Below are 25,988 nucleotides of genomic sequence, written 5' to 3' on the forward strand. Positions count from 1 at the left end.
CGTAACACACCCAACTGTAGGAGCCGGCTTGCCGGCTCCACAGGGGTAATGGGGGCTCGTCCTTACAGGATCGGCGCGCCAAATCTGTTCAGGCGTGGCATCCAGTGATCCAGGATCTGCGCCGACGCCAGTACATGATGCGCCCGCCCGATCAACAGCCGGCGTGGCACAACGCCGATATACCGTGAGTCATCGCTGTTATCACGGTTGTCCCCCAGCATGAAGTAACTCTCGGCCGGCACCACCACCGGCCCGAAATTGCGCATTGCCCGCACCGTCGGCATGAACTGCACCGTGCGCTGACGGTTGGCCGCCCGTTCGTTCAGCTTGATTCCTGGCACCGCATGGCCGGGCAGGATGGGTTCGCTGATGTCCTGCGCGTCACTGTAGGTGGCAGGCTCGCCGTTGACCCACAACACCTCATCTTTCATTTCCAGGGTGTCACCGGGAATGCCGACGATGCGCTTGATCAGGCGCATGCCGTCCTTGGGCGATGAAAACGTCACCACATCGCCACGTTGGGGGTTATCGAGCTTCGCCAGGGAAATGTCCGTGAGCGGCAGCTTGAGGTCGTAGGCCACCCGGTTCACCAACACCACATCACCCTCCAGCAAGGTCGGGCGCATGGAGCCAGAGGGAATGGGGTTCCAGTCGGCCAGGGACGTACGGAAAACGCCGAAGCACATCCAGAAAATGATTGCGTAACGGTAACGGATCAACCAACTTCGCATACATCCTCGCACGGCAGAAAGGGGCATCAGGACTGTGTCTAGACGCCCGGTTGTTGCACGCGAGGATTAAATTAATATTAGCGTCCACGCGCACTAAAAGGAGTTTCCGCCATGGATATCCAAGGTTCCGTTTTTATCGCAACCAGCATCGACGGTTTTATTGCCCGTCCGGACGGTGATATCGAGTGGTTGCACCGACCAGAGTACGAAACTCTTGAGCTTCGCCATATCGGCACGCATGAGTCGGACAATGGCTTTGTTCAAAGTCGGTATCAAGTGATGCAATCTTCATAGCGGCGGCAGACACTCATATCGCGCAAGACGGACAGGATGTCAGGATGACCAAGCACATTATTGTTATCGGCGGCGAGTCCACCGAAGACATGCAGCGTATGACGCGTATCGATAAACACATCGTCGCGTTATCAGGTAAAACGCACCCTACTGTGCTCTACATCTCCACCGCCAATGGCGATGACCGAATCAAGATTTCCGATTTCACCGCCAAATATGAAAGCGCTGGCTGCCGTGTAACCACGCTGGCATTTTTCATTTCACCCTTCCCCAACGCCAATCATGTTTCATCACTCTTTGAGCAAGCCGACATTATTTACGTACCAGGCGGAAATACTCGCGCCATGTTGGCGATCTGGCGCGAATTTGCTGTAGTGGACCATCTGAAGAGGGCCTGGGAAAACGGCAAAGTCCTGTGTGGTGTCAGTGCAGGCGCCATTTGCTGGTTCGAGCATGGGCATTCCGATTCAGGGGGAGTGTTTGCGCTGGTTCACGGCCTGGGCTTGCTGCCAGGAGCACTGTGTCCGCATTTCAGCTCAGAAGCAGGAAGGGAAACGTCGTTTGTCGAACTTGTTCAGCATGAGGGGATACGACCCGCCTACGCGGTCGATGATGGCGTCGCTTTGCATTTCAAGGACGGCAAGTACCACGAGACGGCCTATAACGACGCAGCTAGTAACGCCTATGAAGTCAGTACAAGGCCCCCCTACCTAGCACAGGTATTGCAAACTTCAGGTGGGTAAACGCAGCAAGGAAATTTCCGACAGCGTTTTAGGGTTGTCGCTCGGAAGATGGCTGCCTAATCTTCGGTGGTCGCTGAAAACTCAGCGACCGGGTTTCGCAGCCCGATTAAACTCTAGGTGACTCCAATACTCTGGAGCTTCGCCATGATTAAAGACAATTCGAATCCGCCGCTGGATTCATCTTCGCTTCACGCTTGTGCTGATCGAGCGATTAACCATCATTTAAATCCGCCCTCAACGCCTGGGTCACCTGATGACGGGCAAGGTCTTTTTACTGTACGTAAAGGATTGGATGCCGAGACATTACTGGTCAATGCTTCGGAGGACCTCGCTTCAGTTCAAGCACTGGCAAGTCATTTAGGCCTTTGAGATTGATGGAACCGCGCGCAGCGTGGCTCTAGGGATCTGCCGAATGGTGGAAGCTATTCAGCTTCTGGTAAATGAAGCGCTCAATGAACATTGCGTAAAAACTGGAAAGTAGCAGGCGACTTCCGTCGCTCTATTCATTCTCACCGTCGCAGCAAAACGCCCCGGCATAACGGGGCGTTTTTCTTCTCGCACAAAATCGAATAATCCTACATCCCGCTCACACGACAAAAAACGAAACATCCGATATTTCCCATTTACATTTCTCCGTATGTTTATGGTGAATAAATCAGGATACCAACGTCCATGGCTAACCACGGCTACATGTCCATTAACGGAAAATCTCAAGGTTTGATCTCGGCTGGCTGCTCAACCCAAGACTCCATCGGCAACAAGTGCCAGGAGAGGCATCGGGACGAAATCATGGTGATGTCCTTCAACCACAATATGCTCAACACGGGCAATGTCAGAGCTTCCACCCATGGCCCGGTGATCATCACAAAAAACATTGATAAATCCTCACCCTTGTTGGCCGTAGCGTTATCCAACCGAGAAGAACTGAACTGCGTGATCAACTTTTATCGCATTTCACAATTCGGCCAGCATCAAAAATACTACACCGTCGATATCAGGGGTTGCATCATCGCCAGCCTGACCGTCGAGGTCCCCCACTCCGTCCTGCTGAACGATGTAGACGCACAGGAACATCTGTCGATTCGTTATCGGGAAATCATCTGGACACATCATCTCGCGGGCACCAGTGGCTATGGCTCATGGGAAACCGGGCGATGAAATCAAAGAACAAGAATCAAACGCCGAGCTTTTATGACTTATGGGTAGTCAGCCAAGCCGCAGGCAACCTTACCAGCCAGGCTTGCACGATCAGTGCTCGTCATCTGCAGGATGGTGTTACTCGCTCAATATTCAATAGGGAAGTGGCCTATTACGCTCGTAGCATTGTTAACGATGTGGAGCAGGGAAAAAAGACAGTCGCAGAGGGGCTGATTGAGATAAAGAAAGAGCAACGTAGCCTGCTGAATCAGTCAATGGAAATCGGGCAAAAAGGAATAGGCGTTGTCGCTGGCGCATTTCAAATGGCCACGGGGGCTGGAATTTGCTATGCATCCGTTGGCACGCTCTGCCTTATCGCGGGGGTGCCGCTGATGGCGCATGGTGCAAACAACGTATATGAGGGTGGGCGTAACCTGATGACAGGGCAATCAGATGCTTCCGGCCCTGTTCGTAACGCCTACCAGGCAGCAGCATCCGCCATGGGTCATGGCGAGCGAGAAGCGAACATAACCTATAGTGCAGTGGATATTGGACTGTCGGCCTTTAGCGTTGCGAGGCGTGTACTAAAACCAGACGCTTGGCGTTTGTTCAGATACATCGATACAGACCGTATTAGAGCCTATAAACGCATGCATCCCATTTCATTGACGACTGAGGCGGCCGTAGACACTCTGACACTCAAACAAATACACCAAGAGTTGAAGAAATGATTCTGTGGGCCTTTCCAGCATTTTCAATTCTGGGTCTGCTATTTGCTTACAGCATAAAAGTAATCCTTTCCAGCAAAACCCTCGGATACACCAAGTTCTACTTAGGCTTTGCAATAAATATATTTTTCATGGTCACACTCTTGGAGGCTGTTAAATTTGATAACTACATCTATTTTGGAAGTTGCCCCGAACTCATTGATACCTACCCGTCAATCGGTTGGTTCGCGCTCGTGTGTTTCTTCCTGCACACACTGGCGCTTCCGGTAAAGAATGATTTGAACTGGTGGTGGAAACGTTAAGGGGGGTATCGCTATTTTGCTTTGCAAAAAAACGCCCCAAACCAGTCGGGGCGTTTTTCATTCAGCGTTTACCAATCAAGCCTGATCAGCCAACCGCCACGTTGTCCCACCCTTCCCGTCTTCCAACACCACACCCATCGCGGTCAGTTGATCGCGGATACGGTCGGATTCCGCCCAGTCCTTGTTGGCACGCGCCGTCAAACGCGCCTGGATCAGCGCATCCACCTCGGCCGCATCCACGCGCCCTTCGGCGCCGGCTTGCAGGAAGTCCTCAGGTTTCATTTGCAGAACCCCAAGCACGCTGGCCAGTTCTTTCAGGCGCGCCGCCAGGCCTGCCGCCGCATCGAGATCACTCTCACGCAAACGGTTGATTTCGCGCACCATCTCGAACAGCACCGCGCAGGCTTCCGGCGTGCCGAAGTCGTCGTTCATGACTTCAGTAAAGCGTGCCACGAAGGTTTCTCCGCCGGCCGGAGCCACGGAAGGTAAGCCTTTCAACGCGTGGTAGAACCGCTCCAGGGCGCCCTTGGCGTCCTTGAGGTTGTCTTCCGAGTAGTTGATGGCGCTGCGGTAGTGGCTGGACACCAGCAGGTAACGCACAACCTCCGGATGGTACTTTTCCAGCACGTCGCGAATGGTGAAGAAGTTGTTCAAGGACTTGGACATCTTCTCGCCATTGATGCGGATCATGCCGCAGTGCATCCAGGCGTTGGCGTAGGTCTTGCCGGTGGCGGCTTCGCTCTGGGCGATTTCGTTTTCGTGGTGCGGGAACTCGAGGTCGCTGCCGCCGCCATGAATGTCGAAGGTCTCGCCCAGGCAGCAGGTGGACATCACCGAGCATTCGATGTGCCAGCCCGGACGCCCGGCGCCCCACGGCGATTCCCAGCTTGGCTCGCCCGGCTTGGTAGCCTTCCACAGCACGAAGTCGAGCGGATCCTGCTTGGCTTCGTCGACTTCGATGCGTGCGCCGATGCGCAGGTCTTCGATCTTCTTGCGCGACAACTTGCCGTAACCCATGAACTTGGCGACGCGGTAGTACACGTCGCCGTTACCTGGGGCGTAGGCGTAACCCTTGTCGATCAGGGTCTGGATCATCGCGTGCATGCCAGGGATGTGGTCCGTGGCACGCGGTTCCATGTCCGGCTTGAGGATATTGAGGCGGGCCTCGTCCTCGTGCATCGCGGCGATCATGCGCTCGGTCAGCGCGTCGAACGACTCGCCGTTTTCGTTGGCGCGGTTGATGATCTTGTCGTCGATGTCGGTGATGTTGCGCACGTAGGTCAAGTCATAGCCGCTGAAACGCAACCAACGGGTCACCAGGTCGAAGGCAACCATGCTGCGGCCGTGGCCGATGTGGCAGTAGTCGTACACAGTCATGCCGCACACGTACATGCGCACTTTGTTGCCATCCAGCGGCTTGAAGACTTCTTTGGTCTTGCTGAGCGTGTTGTAGATCGTTAGCACGATGAATCCCTTAAGACTTAATCACTGGCCCCACGAATCACGCAAGGTCACGGTACGGTTGAATACCGGCTGACCAGGTTTCGAGTCCTTGATATCCGCGCAGAAATAACCTTCGCGCTCGAACTGGAAACGGTCTTCCGGCTGTGCGTCGCCAAGCGATGGCTCGGCACGACAACCCGTAAGTACTTGCAGGGAGTCAGGGTTGATGTTGTCCAGGAAGCTGGCGCTGTCTTCGGCCTTTTCTGGGTTCGGCGAGCGGAACAGGCGATCGTACAGACGCACTTCGCACTCGATGCTGGCAGCGGCCGGCACCCAGTGGATCACGCCCTTGACCTTGCGGCCTTCAGGGTTCTTGCCCAGGGTGTCCGGATCGTACGAGCAACGCAGTTCGACGATGTTGCCATCGGCGTCCTTGATCGCTTCATCGGCACGGATCACGTAGCTGCCGCGCAGGCGCACTTCGCCATTTGGCTCCAGGCGCTTGTAGCCCTTTGGCGGCTCTTCCATGAAGTCATCGCGGTCGATGTAGATTTCACGGGCGAACGGCAGCTTGCGCACGCCGAGTTCTTCTTTCTGCGGATGACGTGGCAGTTCGAGGTTGTCGACCTTGTCCTCCGGGTAGTTGGTGATCACGACTTTCAACGGACGCAGCACGCACATGGCGCGCGGAGCGTTGGCGTCGAGGTCCTGACGGATGCTGAATTCGAGCATGCCGTAGTCGACCACGCCGTCGGAACGGTTGGTGCCGACCATCTCGCAGAAGTTGCGGATCGACGCAGGCGTGTAGCCACGGCGACGGAAGCCCGACAGCGTGGACATGCGCGGGTCGTCCCAGCCGTGTACGTGTTTCTCGTCAACCAGTTGCTTGAGCTTGCGCTTGCTGGTGATGGTGTAGTTCAGGTTCAGGCGGCTGAATTCATACTGACGCGGGTGTGCCGGCACCGGCAGGCTGTCCAGGAACCATTCGTACAGCGGGCGATGGCTTTCGAACTCCAGGGTGCAGATGGAGTGGGTAATGCCTTCGATGGCGTCCGACTGACCATGGGTAAAGTCGTAGTTCGGGTAAATGCACCACTTGTCGCCCGTCTGGTGGTGATGGGCGTGGCGGATGCGGTACATGATCGGGTCGCGCAGGTTCATGTTCGGCGAGGCCATGTCGATCTTGGCGCGCAGCACGCGGGCACCGTCCGGGAACTCACCGGCGCGCATGCGGGCGAACCAGTCGAGGTTCTCTTCCACCGAGCGGTCGCGGAACGGGCTGTTCTTGCCCGGCTCGGTCAGGGTGCCACGGTATTCCTTGGCCTGTTCCGGGGTCAGGTCGTCAACGTAGGCCTTGCCGGCCTTGATCAGCTCGACGGCCCAGTCGTGCAGTTGGTCGAAGTACTGCGAGGCATAGCGCACTTCACCGGACCATTCAAAGCCCAGCCATTTCACGTCGCTTTCGATGGCGTCGATGTATTCCTGGTCTTCCTTGGCCGGGTTGGTGTCGTCGAAACGCAGGTGCGTGACGCCGCCGAATTCCTGGGCCAGGCCGAAGTTCACACAGATCGACTTGGCGTGACCGATGTGCAGGTAGCCGTTGGGCTCTGGCGGGAAGCGGGTGACGATCTGCGTGTGCTTGCCCGAATCCAGGTCCGCCTGGATGATCGGGCGCAGGAAATTGACCGGGACGGCAGGTCCGGCCTTGGAATTCGAGGTAGGGTCGACAGTGGGCTTGCTCATAGGATCCTTGAACAGACAAGTACGTGGCCGGGCTAGGCCGACAAAACAAAGGGCTTATCATAGCTGATGCTGTCAAGCCGCTGACAGGGTTGAGGTGCATTTAACGCACCAGTGGTAAAAAACCACCTCGAAATTCCTGCAGGGCACGCTAAACTGCGCGCCTTGGCCGCAGTTTCGCCATACCGGTCGTGGTGCCCAGGCACCCAAACCCACGAATTCCCTGAAAAGAGTAGTGAACATGACTCAAGTCAAACTGACCACCAACCACGGTGACATCGTCATCGAGCTGAACGCCGAGAAAGCGCCGATCACCGTCGCCAACTTCATCGAATACGTGAAAGCCGGCCACTACGAAAACACTGTTTTCCACCGTGTCATCGGCAACTTCATGATCCAGGGCGGCGGTTTCGAACCTGGCATGAAAGAAAAGAAAGACAAGCGCCCAAGCATCCAGAACGAAGCGGACAACGGCCTTTCCAACGACAAGTATACCGTCGCCATGGCCCGTACCATGGAGCCGCATTCGGCCTCTGCGCAGTTCTTCATCAACGTCGCCGACAACGCCTTCCTGAACCACAGCGGCAAGAACGTGCAAGGTTGGGGCTACGCGGTGTTCGGTAAAGTGACCGAAGGCCAGGACGTCGTCGACAAGATCAAAGGCGTACAGACCACCGGTAAAGCCGGTCACCAGGACGTTCCGGTAGAAGACGTGATCGTCGAGAAAGCCGAGATCGTTGGGTGATATTGCTGATTTCAGATTTGCATCTGGAAGAGGGGCGCCCGGATATCACCCGGGCGTTTCTGGATCTGCTCCACGGCCGCGCTCGTGGCGCCCAGGCGTTGTACATTCTGGGGGACTTCTTTGAAGCCTGGATTGGCGACGATGGGATGACCCCCTTCCAGCGTTCGATTTGCGAGGCTCTGCGCGAGCTGAGCGACAGTGGCACCCCGATTTTCATCATGCACGGCAACCGCGATTTCCTGATCGGCAAGGCGTTCTGCAAAGCTGCAGGTGCCACCTTGCTCAAGGACCCGAGTGTCGTGCAGCTCCATGGCGAGCCCGTGCTGTTGATGCACGGCGACAGCCTCTGTACTCGCGACGTCGGCTACATGAAGCTGCGGCGTATCCTGCGTCACCCGATTGTGCTGTTTATCCTGCGTCATCTTCCTTTGGGTACCCGCCACAAGCTGGCGCGCAAGTTGCGCAGCGAAAGCCGTGCGCAGACGCGCATGAAGGCCAACGATATTGTTGATGTGACCCCGGAAGAAGTCCCGCGGGTGATGCAGCAGTTCGGCGTGCGCACCCTGGTCCACGGCCATACCCACCGCCCCGCCATTCATAAGTTGCAGATTGGTGACCAGGCGGCCAAGCGCATTGTGCTAGGGGATTGGGACAAGCAGGGTTGGGCGTTGCAGGTGGATGAGCAAGGGTTTCAGTTGGCGGCGTTTGATTTTGTGAACCCACAGTTGGCGTTGCCTGGCGCCTGAGCCTCAAACACCACTGTTTTAATGTGAACAGAGATCAAAATGTGGGAGCGGGCTTGCCCGCTCCCACATTTTTGACCGCGCATATCCTGAAATCAGTGCCCGGATGCCTCCGGCCCAGCCTTGGCCCCAAACGGCGGCTTCGCCAACCACACCAGCAACATCAACCCCATGAACATCCACCCCAGTAACGTGAAATAATCCACGGTGGACATCATGTACGCCTGGCTGGTGAGTATCTGGTCCAACTGCGTGTAGGCCTTTTGCCCCGCCCCGCCCAGCGCCTGCAAGGCATCGCGGGTCGCGGAGTCGTAAGTGGTCATGTTCTCGCTCATGTACGCATGGTGCTGGTCCGCCCGGCGGATCCAGATCCAGGTGGTCAGCGACGCCGCAAAGCTACCGCCCAGGGTCCGTAGGAACGTGGCCAAACCCGCGCCGTCGGCAATCTGGTTCGGTGGCAGGTCGGACATCAAAATGCTCAGGGTCGGCATGAAGAACAGCGCCACGCCGATGCCCATGAACAACTGCACCAAGGCGATATGCTGGAAGTCCACCTCGTTGGTAAAGCCCGCCCGCATAAAGCAGCTCAAGCCAATTGCCAGGAACGCCAGGCCCGCCAGCAGGCGCAGGTCAAACTTGTGCGCGTACTTGCCGACAAACGGCGACATCAGTACCGGCAAGATACCAATCGGCGCCACCGCCAGTCCCGCCCAGGTGGCGGTGTAGCCCATCTGGGTCTGCAGCCATTGCGGCAGGATCAGGTTGATACCGAAGAAGCCCGCGTAACCCAGGATCAACACAATGGTGCCGATGCGGAAGTTGCGGTAGGCGAACAGTTTCAGGTTGACCACCGGGTGTTTGTCGGTGAGTTCCCAGATGATGAACACCGCCAGCGCAATCACTGAAATCGCCGCGCCGATGATGATGAAGTTGGACTCGAACCAGTCCAGGTCATTGCCCTTGTCGAGGATGATCTGCAAGGCGCCGACGCCGACGATCAGGCTCAACAGTCCCACGTAGTCCATCGGCTGATGGCTAGTGACCACTGGGCGTTTCTTCAACTGCGAACGCACGACCATCACCGCAAAGATGCCGATCGGTACGTTGATGAAGAAGATCCACGGCCAGCTATAGCTGTCGGTGATCCAACCGCCGAGGATCGGCCCGGCAATCGGCGCCACCACCGTGACCATCGCCAGCAACGCCAGGGCCATGCCGCGCCTCGCCGGTGGATAGACCGCGATCAGCAGGGTCTGGGTCATCGGGTACAACGGTCCGGCCACCAGGCCCTGTATGACCCGAAAGGCGATCAGCTCAGGCATCGACGTGGAAATACCGCAGAGGAACGACGCCAGCACAAACAGCATAGTCGCCCACAAAAACAGCTTCACCTCGCCAAAACGACGGCTCAGCCAACCGGTCAACGGCAAGGCAATGGCGTTGCTCACCGCAAACGAGGTAATTACCCAGGTGCCCTGCTCCGAACTCACGCCGAGGTTGCCGGAAATGGTCGGCAACGCCACGTTGGCGATGGTGGTGTCGAGCACCTGCATGAAGGTCGCCAGCGACAGGCCGATGGTGGCCATCAACAGGCTGGGTGGCGTGAAGGAGGCGTTATTGCTCATCAGCGTTGCGCAGCCTTGGGCGCGGCGGTGCTGTTGTCATGGATCAACTGGTTGATCATGGCGTCGGCTTCGGCGAGTTGACGGTCGTACACGTTGGTGGTGAACGAGGCTTTCTGCGGTGCCTGTTGCGCCAGTACCGGGCCGCTCTGGTCGTGCAGGTCGACATTGACCTGGGTGCTCAAGCCCACGCGCAGCGGATGCTTGGCCAACTCGTCGGCGTTGATGTGAATACGTACCGGCACCCGTTGCACGATCTTGATCCAGTTACCGGTGGCGTTCTGCGCCGGCAGCAGGGCAAACGCGCTGCCGGTACCGGCGCCCAGGCTGTCGATGGTGCCGCTGTACTTCACGTCACTGCCATAGATGTCCGACTCGATGTCCACCGGTTGGCCGATACGCATATCGCGCAGTTGGGTTTCCTTGAAGTTGGCATCGATCCACAGCTGGTTCAGCGGGATCACCGCCATCAACGCGGTGCCAGGCTGGACGCGCTGGCCCAGTTGCACGGTGCGCTTGGCCACGTAGCCGGTGACCGGAGCGATCAAGGTGCTGCGCGCATTGGTCAAGTAGGCCTGGCGCAGCTGCGCGGCGGCGGCTTGCACGTCCGGGTGGGACGAGATCACGGTGTCATCCACCAACGCGTTGGTGGTTTTCAGTTGCTGCTCAAGGTTGGTCAGCGCGTTTTTCGCCGCCGTCAGGCTGTCACGGGCGTGGGACAGTTCTTCCTGAGAAATCGCCCCGCCCTGGGCCAGGGTTTTACGGCGGTTGAAGTTGTCCTGAGCGGTTTGCACGTCGGCTTTCTGCGCATTGACCTGGGCCTTCATGCCATCGACGTTGCTGTACAACCCCCGCACCTGGCGCACGGTGCGGGCCAGGTTGGCCTGGGCACTTTGCAGGCCGACCGCGGCGTCGTTCGGGTCGAAGTTGACCAGTACCTGGCCTTCGTGAACCAGGTCGCCATCGTCGGCGCCGATGCTGACCACGGTGCCGGTGACCAGCGGCGTGATTTCCACCACGTTGCCGTTCACGTAGGCATCGTCGGTGCTTTCGTTGAAGCGGCCATAGAGTTCGTACCAGCCCCACACGCCCACTACCGCCAGGATGACGATCAGCGCCAGGCCGATCAGCATCACTTTGCGTTTGCGTGGGTTGTTGTCTTGGGGTTGTTCAGTTGTGTTGGTGTTTTCGGCAGTGGCCATGACAAATACCTCAAATTATTCCGAGCGTGTGGCTGGGGTGGTCGCGGCCATGTTCCTGGCGTCGTATCCGCCACCCAGGGCCTGCATCAATTGAATCGACAGATCGATCTGCGCGGCATTCAGCGTCGCCAGCTGACGCTGGGCCTGCAGCAGTTGCTGCTCGATGCTGAGCACATCCAGGTAGTTGCCGATGCCGGAGCTGTAGCGCTGCACGCCGGTGTCGTAGGACTGCTGGGCAATGTCCGCGGCATGCTGCTGGGCCTGGATCTGCCGGCCGGTGTCGCGCAGTTGTGAAAGGGTGTTGCCGATATCGCCCAGGGCTTGCACCAGGGTTTTGTTGTATTGCGCCACGGCCAGGTCGTAGTCGGCGTCGCGGGCATCAAGGTCGGCGCGCAGGCGGCCGCCGTCAAAGATCGGCAGCGAGATCGTCGGCGCAATGTTGAAGAAACGGCTGGCCGAACCAAACATCGCATCCCCCAGCAACGATTCGGCCCCAGCGCTCGCGCTCAGGTTGAGATTGGGGTAGAAGCGGGTTTTGCTCGCATCGATGTTTTTGCCGGCCGCCTCGACGCGCCAGCGCGCGGCGATCAGGTCCGGGCGGCGGCCCAGCAGCTCTGCGGGCAATACCGACGGCACGGCGACGGCGCTGGGTTTCAGCACGTTGGGCCGGGCCAGTTCACTGCCCCGGTCCGGGCCTTTGCCGAGCAACACTGCCAGGGCGATCTTGGCGCTTTGCAGCTGTTTTTCCGCGTCGATCAGTTGCGACTGGGCGCTGGCTTCCAGGCTTTCGGTCTGCTGGTACTGGTAGTGGCTGTCGATGCCCGAGTTCAAACGGCGCTTGCCCAGGTCGAGCATCTGCCGGGTGCGCTTGAGGTCGTCATTGGCCAGGTCCCGCACGATATGGGCCTGGCCGAGGTCGCTGTAGGCTTTGGCCACGTTGGCGGCCAGGGTCAGACGCGCCGCCTGCTGGTCGACTTGGGCAGCACGCGCCTCACCCAGCGCGGCTTCCCAGGCAGCTCGCTGGCCGCCCCAGAGGTCAAAGTTGTAGTTGAAGCTGGCGCCGATGTTGCGCACGGTCGAATAGGCATCGCCTTCGCCCCGTGGGTCCTGGTCTTTGGCCAGCCGCGAGCGGCTGACACCGGCGCTGGCATCCAGGGTCGGCATGCGCTCGGCGTTGGCGGCATAGGCAGCGGCTTCGGCCTGGTGGGCACGGGCGCTGGCGACTTGCATGTCGGGGCTGTTTTGCAGGGCTTCCTGGATCAGGCCGTCGAGCTGTGGGTCGCCGAGGCTTTTCCACCAGTCGGCGGTGGGCCAGGCGGCGTTCGACAGGGTCATGCCGCTCAGGGATTTACCGGTTTGCAGGGTGTTGGCATCAAGGCGTTGGCCTTGGGTGTCGAGGCCGCTGTAATTGGCGCAACCGGCCATGCTCATGGCCACCAGCACCAGGCTAAGTGCGCGTGTGTTCATTGGTTACCTACCCGCTGGATGACGATGGCGTCACCGGCAGCTACCAGAATTTTCTTGAGGATGCGTTCCAGGGTTTGCAACTCGCCAGGCTCCAGGGCGCCGGCCAACTCGTTCATCGACTGCGCGCCGATGTGCGGCAGCATGTCCGCCAGGCGCTGGCCGTCTTCGGTGAGCACCAGCCGCACCTGGCGCCGGTCCTGCTCGGAACGCTGGCGAGCCAGCAGACCCTTCTGCTCCAGGCGGTCGAGCATGCGGGTCATGGAACCGCTGTCCAGAGACAGGTTGCGGCACAGCTCCGCCGGGGTATCGACGTCGAACTGGGCAATGATGATCAACACCTTGAACTGCGCGGCGGTCACGCCGTGCGGCTCCATATGGGTGTCGATAATGCGGTCTTTGAGCAGCGCCGCACGGCCCAGAAGCAGGCCAAGGTGGCAGTTGCGAAAGCTGTCAGGGGTGAAATGGGGCATCGGAAGTCACCTTATTACTGCCTAGGCAGTGAATGTATGACAAGATGTTACTGCTTAGGCAGCGAATGTCAAATGGAATTATTAGCTTGCTTGGTAGTTTCACGATAAGCGGTTTTGAATGCAGGCAAATGTGGGAGCAAGCCCGCTCCCACAGTTATTACCAAGTAAGGGGTTAGAAATCCCGCTTGTAGAAGATATCCAGTGAGCTGGCCACGCCACTGGCCACTTCCAGGTACACCCTTTTGCTCAACAGATAACGCAAGGCGATGGTGCTGGCCGGCTCGAATACGCCTACCCCATAACGCAGGCTGAGTTTTTCGGTGATCTTGCCGCTGGCCACCACGGCGGTGTTATTGCCGCTGCCCTGGGTGTCGAGTTCGAAGTCCTGGATGCCCAGGTTCTTCGCCAGGTCCGACGTCACTCCGGCGCTGCCCATCAACCCCAGGCCCAACGCGGCTTGGGCCAGCATATTATTGTCTTCCCCCGTGGAGCTCAGCGGGCGCCCCAGCACGAGGTAAGACAAGGCTTGCTCCTGGGCCATCGCCGGCTCGGAGAAAATTTGCGTCGTGGGCTGCTCGGCGCTACCGCTCAGGCGGATCCCGGCGATCACATCGTCGGTCTTGCGGATCGCTTCAATGTCCAGGTACGGCTGGTCGAGGGGCCCGGCGAACAGCAACCGTGCACGGCGCACATCAAGCTTCTGCCCGTAGGCGCGGTAACGGCCATCGTTGAGCCACAGCTCGCCACGGGTGTCCATGTTGTCGCCGATATGCACCTGGCCCTGCACCTTGGCGGTGAGGCCGAAGCCCGAGAAATTGAGCTTGTCTTCGCCCACCACCACGTCGATGTCCATGGCCATCGCCATCGGCGGCTTACCCTCTTCGGTCTGGCTGCCGATGATCACCGTGTCATCCGAGACCTTGACGGTGGACGGCGGCAGCTCGCGTACGGTGATATCACCGCGCGGGATGTGCACTTTGCCAGCGACGGCCAGCTTGTCGTTCTTCAGGCTGATTTTCAGGTCAGGCGCCACTTCCAGCACGGCATAAGGCTCCACCGTGACCGGCAGTTGCGAGCCTTGCAAACTCAGGTCCACCACCAGCGCCTGGCCCCAGTCGATCTGGCCCTTGAGGCTGCCCTGCCCAGCCTTGCCACTGCGCCAGCCACCGTTGAGCTGCACGCTTTCACCGGCGATCAGAGCCTGCACGTTCAGGCCTTCCAGGCTGATCGGCAGTTCCGGACCAGAAATTTCGCCGCCCACCAGATTCACGTCGCCGTTGACCTGAGGCGCCAACAGGCCACCAGAAATACGCCCGTTGCCATTGAGCTTGCCGCTGAGGGTTTCCACCATCGGCACAAACGGGCGCGCCACCGCGAGGTCGAGGCCGACGAGGCTGAAGTTGCCGGTGACCGGCTTGTTCTTCGGCAACGGGTTGATCTGCGCCTGCACTGTCAATTCGCCAAGCTTGCCGCCACGGAAATTCAGCTGCGTGTCGATTCGTTTGGGGGTGAGGGTGGTTTCCAGCTTGAGCGTGTCGTAGGGGAAATCCAGCCACTGGTCCTTGTCCCTGACGCGCAAAGTGCCGCCGCTGGCATCCACCGCGATCACGCCTTTGGGGCCGCTGTCGGGCAGGTCCAGTTGCAGGTCGGCGTTGAGCTTGCCCTGCCAGGCGAAATCCTTGGGCAGGAACGCCGCCAAACTGTCGATGGGGAATTGCTTGAGGTGGTAGCGCAGCTTCGGCTCGGGCATCAAGCGCTGGTCTTCGCCGCACAGGCTGGCAGGGCCGGACACCCAGCAATGCGCGGCAAATGTCAGCTTGCCATCGGCCATGCGTTCAATCTTCGCCGGAGCTTGCAGCTTCCAGTCCTGGCCACCGGCTTGGACATCCCCGCTGGCCAGGCGCCCGCGCCAATTGCCTTTGTCGAAGTTGCCATCCAGCGCCAGGGCGAGTTTGACCAGCGGCCCGACCAGATCCAGTTGGACTTTCTGATTCTTGATATTGCCCTGGGCGCTGACGGTCAGGGTGCCGACCTGGGTGTCGCCGGATTGGATGCCGCTGCCTTTTAAGTCGATCTTGGCGCGCTGGGCACTGTCGAGGTTGGCGTCGAGGGTGAGGCTTTGCAGGCGATTATCGGCAAACGCCAGTTGCTGGCCCTTGAGGCCGATTTTGCCTTGAGGGGCATTGAGGCTGCCGGCCACGTCAAGTCGGCCGTTGACCTGCCCGCGCAATTGCGGCCAGAGCTGAGCCAGACGCGCCAGCTTGATATCGATCTGCCCGGCCAAACGCTGTTGCAGGCTGCCACTGCCGTTGATGCGGTTGTCACCCAGGCGGATATCCAGGTTGGCCAGGGTCCACTGCTCGCCCGCGCCTTCAGCCTTGGCCGCCAACACGGCGGTTTGCCCACGTAGCCGGCCTTTCAGGTCGAGGTCGGCATTGAGCTTGAGTTGCTCATTCTTGAACTCGCCTTTGCTGCGCAGCGGTCCGGCCAGGGTGCCGGGCAATTCAGCGACCCAGTACGCCGGGTTCAGCGCCGACAGGTCCAGCGCGGTGTCCCAGGCAATGCCGTCGGCGAATTGCACATTCAGGTGCCCTTCGGCCTTGCCCTGGCCGGCGGTGAGTTTGAGCTCCGGAAGGAAGATCTGCTTGAGGTCGCCACTGAACGGCGTGACCACGTTGAACTTGCCCGCCGGGCCGTCGAGGTCGGCCTTGAGATTGCCCAGGTAGTTGCCGTCCTTGTAGGCAATCTCGCCATTGAAGCTACGCAGCGCGACTTGCGGCTCGTCGATCACCGGATAGAGCCGGTGCCAAGGGAAGTCCAGCCAATCGATCTTGGCGTCGGCGCTGAAACCCTGCTGCCAATCCAACTGGGCTGTCAGCTTGAGGCTTTGTTTGTCACCGGCATTCAGATCCAGGCCGGCGATCTGCGCGCCCTTGGCATCGACCCGGCCTTGCAGCAGCAAATCCACCGGGCCTTTTTCCGCGGGCAATACAGCTTTGCCTTGCAGTTGGTAGCCGCGGTTCAAATCGCCGTTGGCGGTGAGGTCCAGTTGATTGAGTTGCAGGGTGTCGGGCAGGTCGGCGCTGGGTTTGAAGCCGTCTGCCGTGATGTGCAATCGGGCCGGAAGATTTTCCGCCAAGGGTTGCAGTTCACCGGTGAGTTTGGCCGGTAGGTAGCCCGTACTGTCAGCGTCTAGCTTGAGGGTCTTGAGCAGGTCTCCGTCAATCTTGAGCGCCACCGTCCACGCCGCGCCGCCCGGTGCGTAGGGCAGGCTCAGGTTACCGGTGGCGCTCAACGGCCAGTTGCCGGTGGGTTGCAGCAGGCCGACGAGGTCCAGCACCAGGTCGTCGCGTTGCAGGTGCACCGAGTCGATCTGCATGCCGGCGGCCGTCCAATGCGCCGCCAGTTGCAGGCCCTTGAGTTCTTCGCTGCCGTTGAACAGCAGGCGACCAACGCGAATGTCGCCCAACTGGATGGCGACCGGCAGGTTCAAATCGGGCAGTTGGATCGGCCCGCTGCTTTCCTCGGCGCTTGGCGGAAATTGCAGGCTGACTTGCTCCACATCCACTTGATCGATGCACAGGGTCATGCGCAACAGGCACGCCGGCGACCAATCAAACTGGGGCGCCCGGAGTTCGACACGGCTGCTGTCCTGCTGCCACAGCAGATGATCGGCGCTCCACTGACCGCCCAAATGCCCCTGGAAATTTTCAACGCTCAAACCCGGGACCCGGCCCAGGGCCCAACGGCTGCCCGTCTGGGTGCCAAGCACCGCCCACAGTGCCAGCAACAACACGACAACAACGGCCACCAGAGCCAGCCCCGCTATTTTCACACCACGCATCACAGCTCAGGCCCCATGGAAAAGTGCAATCGAATGCCGCCCGGATCTTCGAGGGCATGGGCCAGGTCGAGACGAATCGGGCCGACCGGCGAGACCCAGCGGATGCCGACGCCGACGCCGGTTTTCAGGCTGGGCCGATCCAGATTGTTAAAGGAGTTGCCTTGGTCGATAAAGGTCGCGATCCGCCATTTTTCGGCAATGGAATATTGATACTCGGCACTCAGGGCGACCATGTAGCGGCCACCGATGCGGTCGCCCCGATCGTTCTCGGGCGATAGCGTCTGGTACTCGTAACCGCGCACGCTTTGATCACCACCGGCAAAGAAGCGCAGCGACGGTGGCACCGATTTGTAGCCATTGGTGGCACTGCCGCCGACCTGTGCCCGGGCCAGGAAACGGTGGTTGTCCCACAAGGTGGTCAGGCCTTTGACCATGGCCGTGCCGTAAAGCAAGTTGGTATCGGAGCCCAGGCCTTCTTTCGCTACCTTGGTGTCGAATTGCAGGCGGTAGCCGTTGTGCGGGTCGATGCGATTATCACTGCGCAGGTAGGAGTAGCTGACGCCCGGCATCACCAGGTTGCTCAGGCCGGAGTCATTGCCCAGGCGATACTCTTCGCGCTGGTACTTGAGCGAAATAACCCGCGTCCAGCCACTGGGCAATTTGCTGTGCCATTCAGGGCCGAGGGTCAGCAATTTACTGATTGTATCGGTGTTGGCGATTTCTTCGTTCTGGTAGCCACCCGCAAAACGCAGCTTATCGGTGAGCGGCGGATCGAGCGGGATGTCATACCACAGGCCAACGTTCTGCCGGGGCGCCGACAGCTCGGCTTCCCAGCCATAACTGTGGCCCTGGGGGTTGACCCAGTGGCGGGTCCAGTTGGCTTTGCCGCGCGGGCCTACGTCGGTGGAAAAACCCAGGCCCAGCCCCATGGTGCGCGGCTTGCGGGTTTCCAGGCGCACGGCCACCGGAATGATGTCATTGGTCGAGGCTGCCGGTGCTGCGTCCAAGCGCACGCCTTCGAAAAATCCACTGGCTTGCAGGTTCTGGTTGAGTTCGGCGATCAGTTCGGAGTCGTAAGGAGTGCCGCTTTTGAACGGCACCATGCGTTGCAGCAGTTCTTCGTCAAACGGCGTATCACCGGCAAAGCTGACTTTGCCGAGGGTGTAGCGCGGGCCGCTGTCGTAGATGAGTTCGATATCGGCGACGCCGGCCTTGGGGTCGACCGCGAGTTTCTGGCTTTTGAAGCGCCCGCTGAAAAAGCCGTAGCGCGAGGCCTGGTTCTGGATCAGACGCTTGGCGTCTTCGTAATGGCCATGGTTGAGTACGGCGCCGGATTTGAGGTCGTTGCTGACGGGCACGCGAAAGGCCTTGAGGTCGGCGGCCTGGCCGTCGACCCGAATGGTCACGTTACGCAAATGCACCGGTTCGCCGGGGTCGATGTTGAGGATCAGGCGCGGGTTCTTGCCGCCCTTCACGTCACTCTCGATCTGTGGCTGATAGAAGCCTAGGGCCTGGGCGGCTTTGCGCGCCTGCTCCTCGGCGCCACGGCTGAACCGCAGCAGGGCCTCTTCATCACGATCGCCCACCCCGCCGATATAGCCTTCGATGTTGGCTTTCAACGCGTCGTTTGAAGGTTTGATCCGCACGTCCAATTCGCTTTGCGCCAAGGCGCCGCAGCTTGTGAACAGCAGAATCAAGCCGCTGGTAAATCTTCCTGAAAACTTCATAGGCGCGGATGCTACACGAGCTGGGGAGAAACTTAGAACTCAGACGATTCTGAAAAATTCTGCGTTAAGCCGTTGCAACATGTAACGACTGGGGATTGGGGTGAAAAAACACATGCTCCAGGACAGGTCCTACAGCGACCTCACCAATCTCCTCATAGCCCTGACGCTTATAGAATTCCAGATAGCGAGAATTCCCCGTGTCCAACACCACACCGGATGAATGCCGGTCTTCGGCACACCAGTTGTGCACGGCCTCCAACAACTGCTCGCCGTAATGTTTACCCTGGAACTGCGGGTGAATGCCCAACAGCGGCAGCACATGCACCGACTCACTGGGCAGGCACGCCAGCACCGCGTGATGGTAGTCGAGGTAACGCCGTGTGCCGCGCACGCCCGTGCTCAGCCACATGCGCAGCTGCCAGGCCCAGCTCTCGGTAATTCCCAGGCGCCGCTGCGGTGGCGCGATCAGGGCGATGCCAATCAGGCGGTCGTTGACGAACAGGCCGATGGCGGGAAGTTTCTGAAAGAAGTGCTGCTTGACCAGTTCACGCACAGTGGCGCGTACCCGCTGTTCATAGCCTGGGCGTTCCGCTTCGAAGATGTAGGCGAATGTCGGCTCATGCCGATAAGCCTGGTACAGCAAGGAACGCGCTTCGCGGGAATAACCGCTGTTGAGCAGGCGAATTTCAGCATTAGCAGTTGAAGTGTCCGGCATACCGTCAATCTCCCTGGGCGCTGCTCAAAAGGCAGCGTTCTTATGGGTACGAACCTGTGCAGCACCAGTCGTTCCAAGACATTAGCAGTGCAACTGCCCTACCGCCACGCTGGCCCCCGTCCGACTTGTCCGCTAGCATCGCCCTTTTGCCAGGACTGGACCGCCGACCATGAAAATCGTCTCCTTCAATATCAACGGGCTGCGCGCCCGCCCTCATCAGCTGGCGGCGCTGATTGAAAAGCACCAGCCCGACGTGATCGGCCTGCAGGAAACCAAGGTCCACGATGACCAATTCCCGCTGGCCGAAGTACAGGCCCTCGGCTATCACGTGTACTACCACGGTCAAAAAGGTCACTACGGCGTGGCCCTACTCTCGCGTCAGCCGGCATTGAGCCTGCACAAAGGCTTCGCCAGTGACGAAGAAGACGCCCAGCGCCGGTTTATCTGGGGCACCTTCGCCGATGAAAACGGCCAGCCGGTCACCCTCATGAACGGTTACTTCCCCCAAGGCGAAAGTCGCGACCACCCTACCAAGTTTCCGGCCAAACAGCGCTTCTATGAAGACCTGCAACAGTTGCTGGAAAGCCAGTTCAGCAATGATCAGGCCTTGGTGGTGATGGGCGACATCAATATTTCCCCGGAAGACATCGACATCGGCATCGGTGCCGAAAACGCCAAGCGCTGGCTCAAGACCGGCAAATGCAGCTTCCTGCCGGAAGAGCGCGAGTGGATGGCCCGCCTGAAGAACTGGGGCCTGGTGGACAGCTTCCGTTACCTCAACCCGACCGTGGCCGACCGTTTCAGCTGGTTCGACTACCGCAGCCGTGGGTTTGAAGACGAGCCCAAGCGCGGGCTGCGGATTGACGTGATCCTGGCTTCCAATGGCCTGCTGTCGCGGGTCAAGGATGCCGGGGTGGATTACGAGCTGCGTGGGCTGGAGAAGCCTTCGGACCATGCGCCGATCTGGCTTGAATTGAGCTGATATGCCTGACGGGGCCGAACCCTCGGCCCCGTCATATTCATGCAACCTGCCTGACTTATTCTCGCGGCACTCCCTTTGGCTTGAGAAGGTGGCGGCATGAGGCTGCGCGTTCTGTTCCTGCTGGTGCTTTTCCCCCTTTTTGCTGTTTGCGCCCCCCTTCCCATTCCTGATCAAGGCCCTGCTTTGCGCATCCAGGGTTCCAATACCATTGGCGCGGCGCTGGGGCCCGCACTGGTCAAGGGTTTGATGGAGCATCAGGGTTTGCAGGCAGCGCACAGCGAACCGGCGGAAGGTGCCAATGAACAGCGGGTGATCGGCAAGACGCGCCAGGGCAAAACGGTGACTATCGAGGTCGCAGCCCATGGTTCCAGTACCGGTTTCACTGCACTGAAAAAACTCACCGCGGACCTGGCCGCCTCGTCTCGCCCGATCAAGGACAGTGAACTGGTCGACCTCGAGCCCCTCGGCGACCTGAAAAGCCCCGAAGCCGAACAGGTCATCGCCATCGATGGGCTGGCCATCATCCTCCATCCGCAAAATCCGCTGAACAGCCTGAATACCGAGCAGTTGGCGCAGATATTCAATGGCGAGATCAGTACGTGGGAGGCCTTGGGTGGTGTCGGTGGGCCGATTCATTTATACGCGCGGGATGACCAGTCCGGCACTTACGACACCTTCAAGGAACTGGTGCTGCGCCTGCGTGGCACGCCGCTCGCCTCGGGCGCCAAACGTTTCGAGTCCAGCGAGCAACTGTCCGATGCGGTCAGCCAGGATCCCCAGGGCATCGGCTTTATTGGCCTGCCCTACGTGCGCCGGGTCAAGGCGGTGGCGATTGTGGATGGCGACTCGCAGCCCATGTTGCCGTTGAACAGCCTGATTGCCACTGAGGATTATCCGCTGTCACGTCGGTTGTTCTTCTACCTGCCGCCATCGAGCCGCAACCCGTGGGCCAAGGCACTGGTGGATTTCAGCCAGAGCAGCAAGGGTCAGGCGATTGTGGCCGCCAACGGCTTTATCGCCCAGCAGGTACAGGCGATGGCCGTGGAGCCGCGCGCGTCGATGCCTGGGGACTATCAAGCTATCGCGCGTGAGGCCCAGCGTTTGACGGTTAACTTTCGTTTCGAGGAAGGCAGTGCCAGCCTGGACAACAAGGCCCGCCAGGATCTGCAGCGGGTGGTGGCGTATCTCAAAAGCCACAACAAGCTGGATAAACAGGTGACGCTGGTGGGCTTTGGTGATGCCAAGAATGATCCGCAGCGGGCGGCGTTGCTGTCAAAGTTGCGAGCGATGGCGGTGCGTCGGGAGTTGGTCAAGAACGGCGTGGTACTGCGGGATATTCGCGGGTTTGGCGCGCAGATGCCGGTGGCGACGAATGCGGCGGATGAAGGCCGGATCAAGAATCGGCGGGTGGAGGTTTGGGTGTACTGAACAACCAACCTCCCCCTATTTCAATTTATTGCCCGCTGCGCATCAGCTCTTTAGGCACATACTTGCCAATCTCGAACTTGCCGATCGCCGCCCGATGCACTTCATCCGGGCCATCGGCCAGGCGCAGGGTGCGTTGCATGGCGTACATGTAAGCCAACGGGAAGTCATTGGAAACACCCGCGCCGCCATGGATCTGGATCGCACGGTCGATCACCTTCAAGGCCACATTCGGCGCGACCACTTTGATCTGGGCGATTTCGCTTTTAGCCACTTTGTTACCCACGGTGTCCATCATGTACGCCGCCTTCAAGGTCAGCAGGCGCGCCATATCGATTTCCATGCGTGAGTCGGCGATTTTGTCGATGTTACCGCCCAGGCGCGCCAACGGCTTGCCGAATGCAGTCCGGCTGACAGAACGCTTGCACATCAACTCCAGCGCGCGCTCGGCCATGCCGATGGACCGCATGCAGTGGTGGATACGGCCTGGGCCAAGGCGGCCTTGGGCGATTTCAAAGCCACGGCCCTCACCCAGCAGCACGTTTTCGTAAGGGACGCGCACATTGTCGAATAGCACTTCGGCATGGCCGTGGGGCGCGTCGTCGTAGCCGAACACTGGCAGCGGGCGCACGATTTTCACACCGGGAGTGTCCACCGGCACCAGGATCATCGAGTGTTGCTGATGGCGCGGCGCGTCCGGATTGCTCAGGCCCATGAAGATCAGGATCTTGCAGCGCGGGTCGCAGGCGCCGGAGGTCCACCATTTCTTGCCGTTGATCACCCACTCCTCACCCTGACGCTCGGCACGGGCCGCCATGTTGGTGGCGTCCGAAGACGCGACATCCGGTTCAGTCATGGCGAACGCGGAACGGATCTCGCCGCGTAGCAGGGGCTGCAACCAGCGTTGTTTCTGTTCTTCGTTGGCGTAGCGCACCAGCACTTCCATGTTGCCAGTGTCGGGGGCAGAGCAATTGAACGGCTCCGGGCCAAGCAATGAGCGGCCCATGATTTCGGCGAGTGGCGCGTATTCAAGGTTGGTCAGGCCGGCGCCCAGCTCGGATTCCGGCAGGAACAGGTTCCACAAGCCTTCGGCTTTAGCCTTGGCCTTCAGTTCATCCATGATTGCGGTGGGCTGCCAGCGGTCGCCTTCGCTGACCTGGCGTTCGAACACCGGTTCGGCCGGATAAACGTAAGCGTCCATGAACGCGGTAACGCGTTCACGCAGTTCCTGAACCTTGGGCGAATAGGCGAAATCCATGAGCAGCTCCCTTCTCTGAGAGGTTGTTTAGGTCATGCGATCGATGCTAGAACAGCGTTGATAATTTACCTAGCCTATTCTCGGCGTGTATTAACATTCATCACCGATATATGATCGACGTATGGCCACCTAACAATAAGAGCGCAACGAAATGAATCTGAGCAAGGTCGACCTCAACCTGTTTATCGTCTTTGACGCGATTTACACCGAAGCCAACCTGACCCGCGCCGGGCAGATTGTCGGTATCACCCAGCCGGCAGTGTCCAACGCTCTGGCACGCCTGCGCGAGACCTTCAATGACCCGCTGTTCGTGCGCACCGCCCAAGGCATGGTGCCCACGCCGATGGCGCAGAACATCATCGGGCCGGTGCGCAATGCGTTGTCGTTGCTGCGGGTGTCGGTACAGGAAAGCCGCATCTTCAACCCGCAACAGGCGGCCAAGACTTACCGCATCAGCATGACCGACCTCACCGAAGCGGTGATTCTGCCGCTGTTGTTCCAGCGCCTGCGTCGCCTGGCACCTACCGTGGTGATCGAGAGTTTCCTGTCCAAACGCCGCGAAACCACCAAAGAACTGGCTGCCGGGCGCCTGGACTTTGCCGTGGATGCGCCGCTGAACACCGACCCCCAGGTGCGCCACGTCAAGCTGATGGAAGATCGCTACGTGTGCGCGATGCGCAAGGGTCATCCGCTGGCGGGTAAGGACAAGCTGACCCTGGATGACTATCTGGGGCTGACCCACATTCATATCTCCAGCCGGCGCAACGGTTTGGGCCACGTCGACTTGGCCTTGGGCAAGATGGGCCTGCAACGCAAAATCGCCTTGCGCTCTCAGCATTATCTGATGGCTTCGCAGGTGTTGCAGCAAACCGACATGGTGATGACCGTGCCCGAGCGCTTCGCCCGGCGCCACGAATTGCACTGGTTCAACCTGCCTGTCAACGACGTGCCACCGGTGGAAACCCACCTGTACTGGCACGAAAGCACCGACCAGGACCCGGCCAACCGCTGGATGCGCGAGCAGATGATCGAGTTGTGCCAGCAGGTGACGGCCCATGAGAAGAAGCTGGATGGCAAGCAGGCCTGACCTATGGTGGAGGAGCTTGTTGTGATGAGCGCGCTTACCTCGCTCACTACAATGACGCGCAACTTGACGTTAACGTCAACCAACCATTAGCTTAGCGCCCAAGACCTCTTCTCGGGCACAACCATGAGTACCACCTACAGCATCTCCGACCTCGCCCGCGAGCTCGACATCACCACCCGCGCCATTCGCTTCTATGAAGAACAAGGCCTGCTGGCCCCGGAGCGCCGGGGCCAGGAGCGCATCTACTCGGCACGGGACAAAGTCAGCCTCAAGCTGATCCTGCGTGGCAAGCGCATCGGTTTTTCCCTGGCCGAATGCCGAGAACTCATCGAACTCTACGACCCCACCAGCGGCAACCACGTCCAACTCAACAGCATGCTGGCCAAGATCACTGAACGCCGCGAGCAGCTTGAGCAGCAATTGCTGGATATCGAACAGATGAAGCTGGAACTGGACACCGCCGAAGAGCGCTGCATCCAGGCCCTGACCCATACCATGCACCAGGCCGGCCATTGATCAGAAGGTAACTGCCATGTCCCTCCCCTCTCACGTACGCCTGGTGGAAGTCGGCCCGCGCGACGGTTTGCAGAACGAAGCCCAGCCCATCAGCGTGGCGGACAAAGTCCACTTGGTAAACGCGCTCAGCGCGGCTGGCTTGAGCTATATCGAAGTCGGCAGTTTTGTCTCGCCCAAATGGGTACCGCAGATGGCTGGCTCCGCTGAAGTATTTGCGCAGATTCAACGCAAGCCCGGCGTGACCTACGGCGCCCTGGCGCCGAACCTGCGCGGTTTCGAGGACGCGCTGACGGCCGGCGTTAAAGAAGTGGCGGTGTTTGCGGCCGCGTCCGAGGCGTTTTCCCAGCGCAATATCAACTGTTCCATCAATGAAAGCCTGGAGCGCTTCGCGCCGATCATGGCGGCGGCCAAGCAGCACGGCATCAGCGTGCGGGGCTATGTGTCGTGCGTGTTGGGTTGCCCGTATGAAGGCGAGATCGCGCCGGCGCAAGTGGCGGCGGTCGCGCGGGAGTTGTATGCCATGGGCTGCTATGAGGTATCCCTGGGCGACACCATCGGCACCGGCACGGCGGGCGCGACGCGCAGGCTGTTCGAGGTGGTTGGCGCTCAGGTACCACTGGACAAGCTGGCTGGGCACTTCCATGACACCTATGGCCAGGCCATCGCGAATATCTACGCCAGCCTGTTGGAAGGGATCAGGGTGTTCGACAGCTCAATCGCGGGCCTCGGCGGTTGCCCCTATGCCAAGGGCGCCAGCGGTAACGTCGCCACCGAAGACGTGGTGTACCTGCTCAACGGCCTGGGCATCGAGACAGGCATCGACCTGGAGGCATTGATTCGTGCGGGCCAGCAAATCAGCAATGTGCTGGGTCGTGCTACCGGATCGCGTGTGGCAAAGGCGCGTAACGCCGGTTGAGTCACTTAGCCGTGACAATGTGTTACCGCACACCTACACATCGAGTAACACGGGAACATATTTTGTCGTGTTTTCTGCAGCTTAAATCCTACATAAAAATTAAGACTTTGATTTTAAAAGACTTTTAAAAGTTGGCATGGCTTCTGCTATC

At 59.4% G+C, this 25,988-nt stretch carries 22 protein-coding genes and 1 pseudogene; 12 read left to right on the top strand and 11 right to left on the bottom strand.

What is annotated here, in order from left to right:
- Positions 1 to 62 precede the first annotated feature (62 nt).
- Entirely contained in the window at positions 63 to 731 is a 669-nt protein-coding gene (gene lepB / locus LVW35_RS17300) for a signal peptidase I (protein WP_233891263.1), read from the bottom strand.
- A gap of 111 nt (positions 732 to 842) precedes the next feature.
- Between lepB and LVW35_RS17305 the strand changes: the two genes are divergently transcribed.
- The 5 genes and pseudogenes from LVW35_RS17305 to LVW35_RS17325 all read left to right on the top strand — a co-directional run bounded on the left by LVW35_RS17305 (position 843) and on the right by LVW35_RS17325 (position 3,636).
- A complete protein-coding gene (locus LVW35_RS17305; RefSeq protein ID WP_233891264.1) occupies positions 843 to 1,025 on the top strand; it encodes a dihydrofolate reductase family protein in 183 nt (60 codons plus the stop codon).
- 44 nt (positions 1,026 to 1,069) lie between these two features.
- Positions 1,070 to 1,768: a peptidase E gene (locus LVW35_RS17310; protein ID WP_233891265.1), complete on the top strand. Its 699-nt coding sequence runs from the start codon at positions 1,070 to 1,072 to the stop codon at positions 1,766 to 1,768.
- A 144-nt stretch (positions 1,769 to 1,912) separates the two neighbouring features.
- Positions 1,913 to 2,249 (top strand): annotated as a pseudogene (locus LVW35_RS17315) (DUF6124 family protein).
- Positions 2,250 to 2,440: 191 nt separating this feature from the next.
- Positions 2,441 to 2,926: an Hcp family type VI secretion system effector gene (locus LVW35_RS17320; RefSeq protein ID WP_122729105.1), complete on the top strand. Its 486-nt coding sequence runs from the start codon at positions 2,441 to 2,443 to the stop codon at positions 2,924 to 2,926.
- Positions 2,923 to 3,636 carry a DUF4225 domain-containing protein gene (locus LVW35_RS17325; protein ID WP_233891266.1) on the top strand — a complete coding sequence of 238 codons (714 nt, stop codon included), beginning with the start codon at positions 2,923 to 2,925 and terminating at the stop codon, positions 3,634 to 3,636. The genes LVW35_RS17320 and LVW35_RS17325 overlap by 4 nt, the downstream gene beginning before the upstream one ends.
- 374 nt (positions 3,637 to 4,010) lie before the next feature.
- On the opposite strand, the gene cysS is transcribed toward LVW35_RS17325, so the two are convergent.
- Positions 4,011 to 5,399 (bottom strand): cysteine--tRNA ligase, encoded by a 1,389-nt coding sequence (gene cysS, locus LVW35_RS17330; protein ID WP_233891267.1) that lies wholly within the window; start codon positions 5,397 to 5,399, stop codon positions 4,011 to 4,013.
- A gap of 21 nt (positions 5,400 to 5,420) precedes the next feature.
- Positions 5,421 to 7,121: a glutamine--tRNA ligase/YqeY domain fusion protein gene (locus LVW35_RS17335; protein ID WP_233891268.1), complete on the bottom strand. Its 1,701-nt coding sequence runs from the start codon at positions 7,119 to 7,121 to the stop codon at positions 5,421 to 5,423.
- A gap of 238 nt (positions 7,122 to 7,359) precedes the next feature.
- On the opposite strand from LVW35_RS17335, the gene LVW35_RS17340 reads away from it, so the two are divergent.
- On the top strand, positions 7,360 to 7,863 hold the full coding sequence (locus LVW35_RS17340; RefSeq protein WP_233891269.1) for a peptidylprolyl isomerase: 504 nt from the start codon (positions 7,360 to 7,362) through the stop codon (positions 7,861 to 7,863).
- Complete coding sequence (gene lpxH / locus LVW35_RS17345) at positions 7,860 to 8,609, top strand: UDP-2,3-diacylglucosamine diphosphatase (RefSeq protein WP_233891270.1); 750 nt, start codon at positions 7,860 to 7,862, stop codon at positions 8,607 to 8,609. The genes LVW35_RS17340 and lpxH overlap by 4 nt, the downstream gene beginning before the upstream one ends.
- Positions 8,610 to 8,701: 92 nt before the next feature.
- Here the strand turns inward: lpxH and LVW35_RS17350 are convergent, their stop codons facing one another.
- The 7 genes from LVW35_RS17350 to LVW35_RS17380 form a co-directional block, all read right to left on the bottom strand.
- On the bottom strand, positions 8,702 to 10,231 hold the full coding sequence (locus LVW35_RS17350; protein WP_233891271.1) for a DHA2 family efflux MFS transporter permease subunit: 1,530 nt from the start codon (positions 10,229 to 10,231) through the stop codon (positions 8,702 to 8,704).
- Complete coding sequence (locus LVW35_RS17355; RefSeq protein ID WP_233891272.1) at positions 10,231 to 11,430, bottom strand: HlyD family secretion protein; 1,200 nt, start codon at positions 11,428 to 11,430, stop codon at positions 10,231 to 10,233. The genes LVW35_RS17350 and LVW35_RS17355 overlap by 1 nt, the downstream gene beginning before the upstream one ends.
- A 15-nt stretch (positions 11,431 to 11,445) precedes the next feature.
- Positions 11,446 to 12,897, bottom strand: coding sequence for an efflux transporter outer membrane subunit (locus LVW35_RS17360; protein WP_233891273.1), 1,452 nt, complete (start codon positions 12,895 to 12,897; stop codon positions 11,446 to 11,448).
- Positions 12,894 to 13,367, bottom strand: a complete 474-nt coding sequence (locus LVW35_RS17365; RefSeq protein WP_233891274.1) for a MarR family winged helix-turn-helix transcriptional regulator — start codon at positions 13,365 to 13,367, stop codon at positions 12,894 to 12,896. Before LVW35_RS17365 ends, LVW35_RS17360 begins: the two co-directional genes overlap by 4 nt.
- A 172-nt stretch (positions 13,368 to 13,539) precedes the next feature.
- Positions 13,540 to 17,211 carry a translocation/assembly module TamB domain-containing protein gene (locus LVW35_RS17370; RefSeq protein WP_233891275.1) on the bottom strand — a complete coding sequence of 1,224 codons (3,672 nt, stop codon included), beginning with the start codon at positions 17,209 to 17,211 and terminating at the stop codon, positions 13,540 to 13,542.
- Positions 17,211 to 18,938: an autotransporter assembly complex protein TamA gene (locus LVW35_RS17375; RefSeq protein ID WP_233891276.1), complete on the bottom strand. Its 1,728-nt coding sequence runs from the start codon at positions 18,936 to 18,938 to the stop codon at positions 17,211 to 17,213. The genes LVW35_RS17370 and LVW35_RS17375 overlap by 1 nt, the downstream gene beginning before the upstream one ends.
- 64 nt (positions 18,939 to 19,002) lie before the next feature.
- Complete coding sequence (locus LVW35_RS17380) at positions 19,003 to 19,653, bottom strand: GNAT family N-acetyltransferase (protein ID WP_233891277.1); 651 nt, start codon at positions 19,651 to 19,653, stop codon at positions 19,003 to 19,005.
- Positions 19,654 to 19,822: 169 nt separating this feature from the next.
- Here LVW35_RS17380 and xthA point away from each other — a divergent pair, with 169 nt between their 5' ends.
- The gene (gene xthA, locus LVW35_RS17385) at positions 19,823 to 20,635 is read left to right on the top strand and encodes an exodeoxyribonuclease III (RefSeq protein ID WP_233891278.1); all 813 of its coding nucleotides are present in this window, start codon (positions 19,823 to 19,825) and stop codon (positions 20,633 to 20,635) included.
- Positions 20,636 to 20,731: 96 nt separating this feature from the next.
- The gene (locus tag LVW35_RS17390; RefSeq protein WP_233891279.1) at positions 20,732 to 22,063 is read left to right on the top strand and encodes a substrate-binding domain-containing protein; all 1,332 of its coding nucleotides are present in this window, start codon (positions 20,732 to 20,734) and stop codon (positions 22,061 to 22,063) included.
- Positions 22,064 to 22,088: 25 nt separating this feature from the next.
- Here the strand turns inward: LVW35_RS17390 and LVW35_RS17395 are convergent, their stop codons facing one another.
- On the bottom strand, positions 22,089 to 23,318 hold the full coding sequence (locus tag LVW35_RS17395) for an acyl-CoA dehydrogenase (protein ID WP_233891280.1): 1,230 nt from the start codon (positions 23,316 to 23,318) through the stop codon (positions 22,089 to 22,091).
- Between the two features lie 151 nt (positions 23,319 to 23,469).
- On the opposite strand from LVW35_RS17395, the gene LVW35_RS17400 reads away from it, so the two are divergent.
- The 3 genes from LVW35_RS17400 (at position 23,470) to LVW35_RS17410 (ending at position 25,837) form a co-directional block, all read left to right on the top strand.
- Positions 23,470 to 24,405 carry a LysR family transcriptional regulator gene (locus LVW35_RS17400; RefSeq protein WP_016974062.1) on the top strand — a complete coding sequence of 312 codons (936 nt, stop codon included), beginning with the start codon at positions 23,470 to 23,472 and terminating at the stop codon, positions 24,403 to 24,405.
- Positions 24,406 to 24,528: 123 nt separating this feature from the next.
- Positions 24,529 to 24,921 (top strand): MerR family transcriptional regulator, encoded by a 393-nt coding sequence (locus tag LVW35_RS17405; protein WP_233891281.1) that lies wholly within the window; start codon positions 24,529 to 24,531, stop codon positions 24,919 to 24,921.
- Between the two features lie 16 nt (positions 24,922 to 24,937).
- On the top strand, positions 24,938 to 25,837 hold the full coding sequence (locus tag LVW35_RS17410) for a hydroxymethylglutaryl-CoA lyase (protein ID WP_233891282.1): 900 nt from the start codon (positions 24,938 to 24,940) through the stop codon (positions 25,835 to 25,837).
- Positions 25,838 to 25,988 lie beyond the last annotated feature (151 nt).

The sequence above is a fragment of the Pseudomonas sp. HN11 genome, assembly GCF_021390155.1.
Classification (GTDB): domain Bacteria; phylum Pseudomonadota; class Gammaproteobacteria; order Pseudomonadales; family Pseudomonadaceae; genus Aquipseudomonas.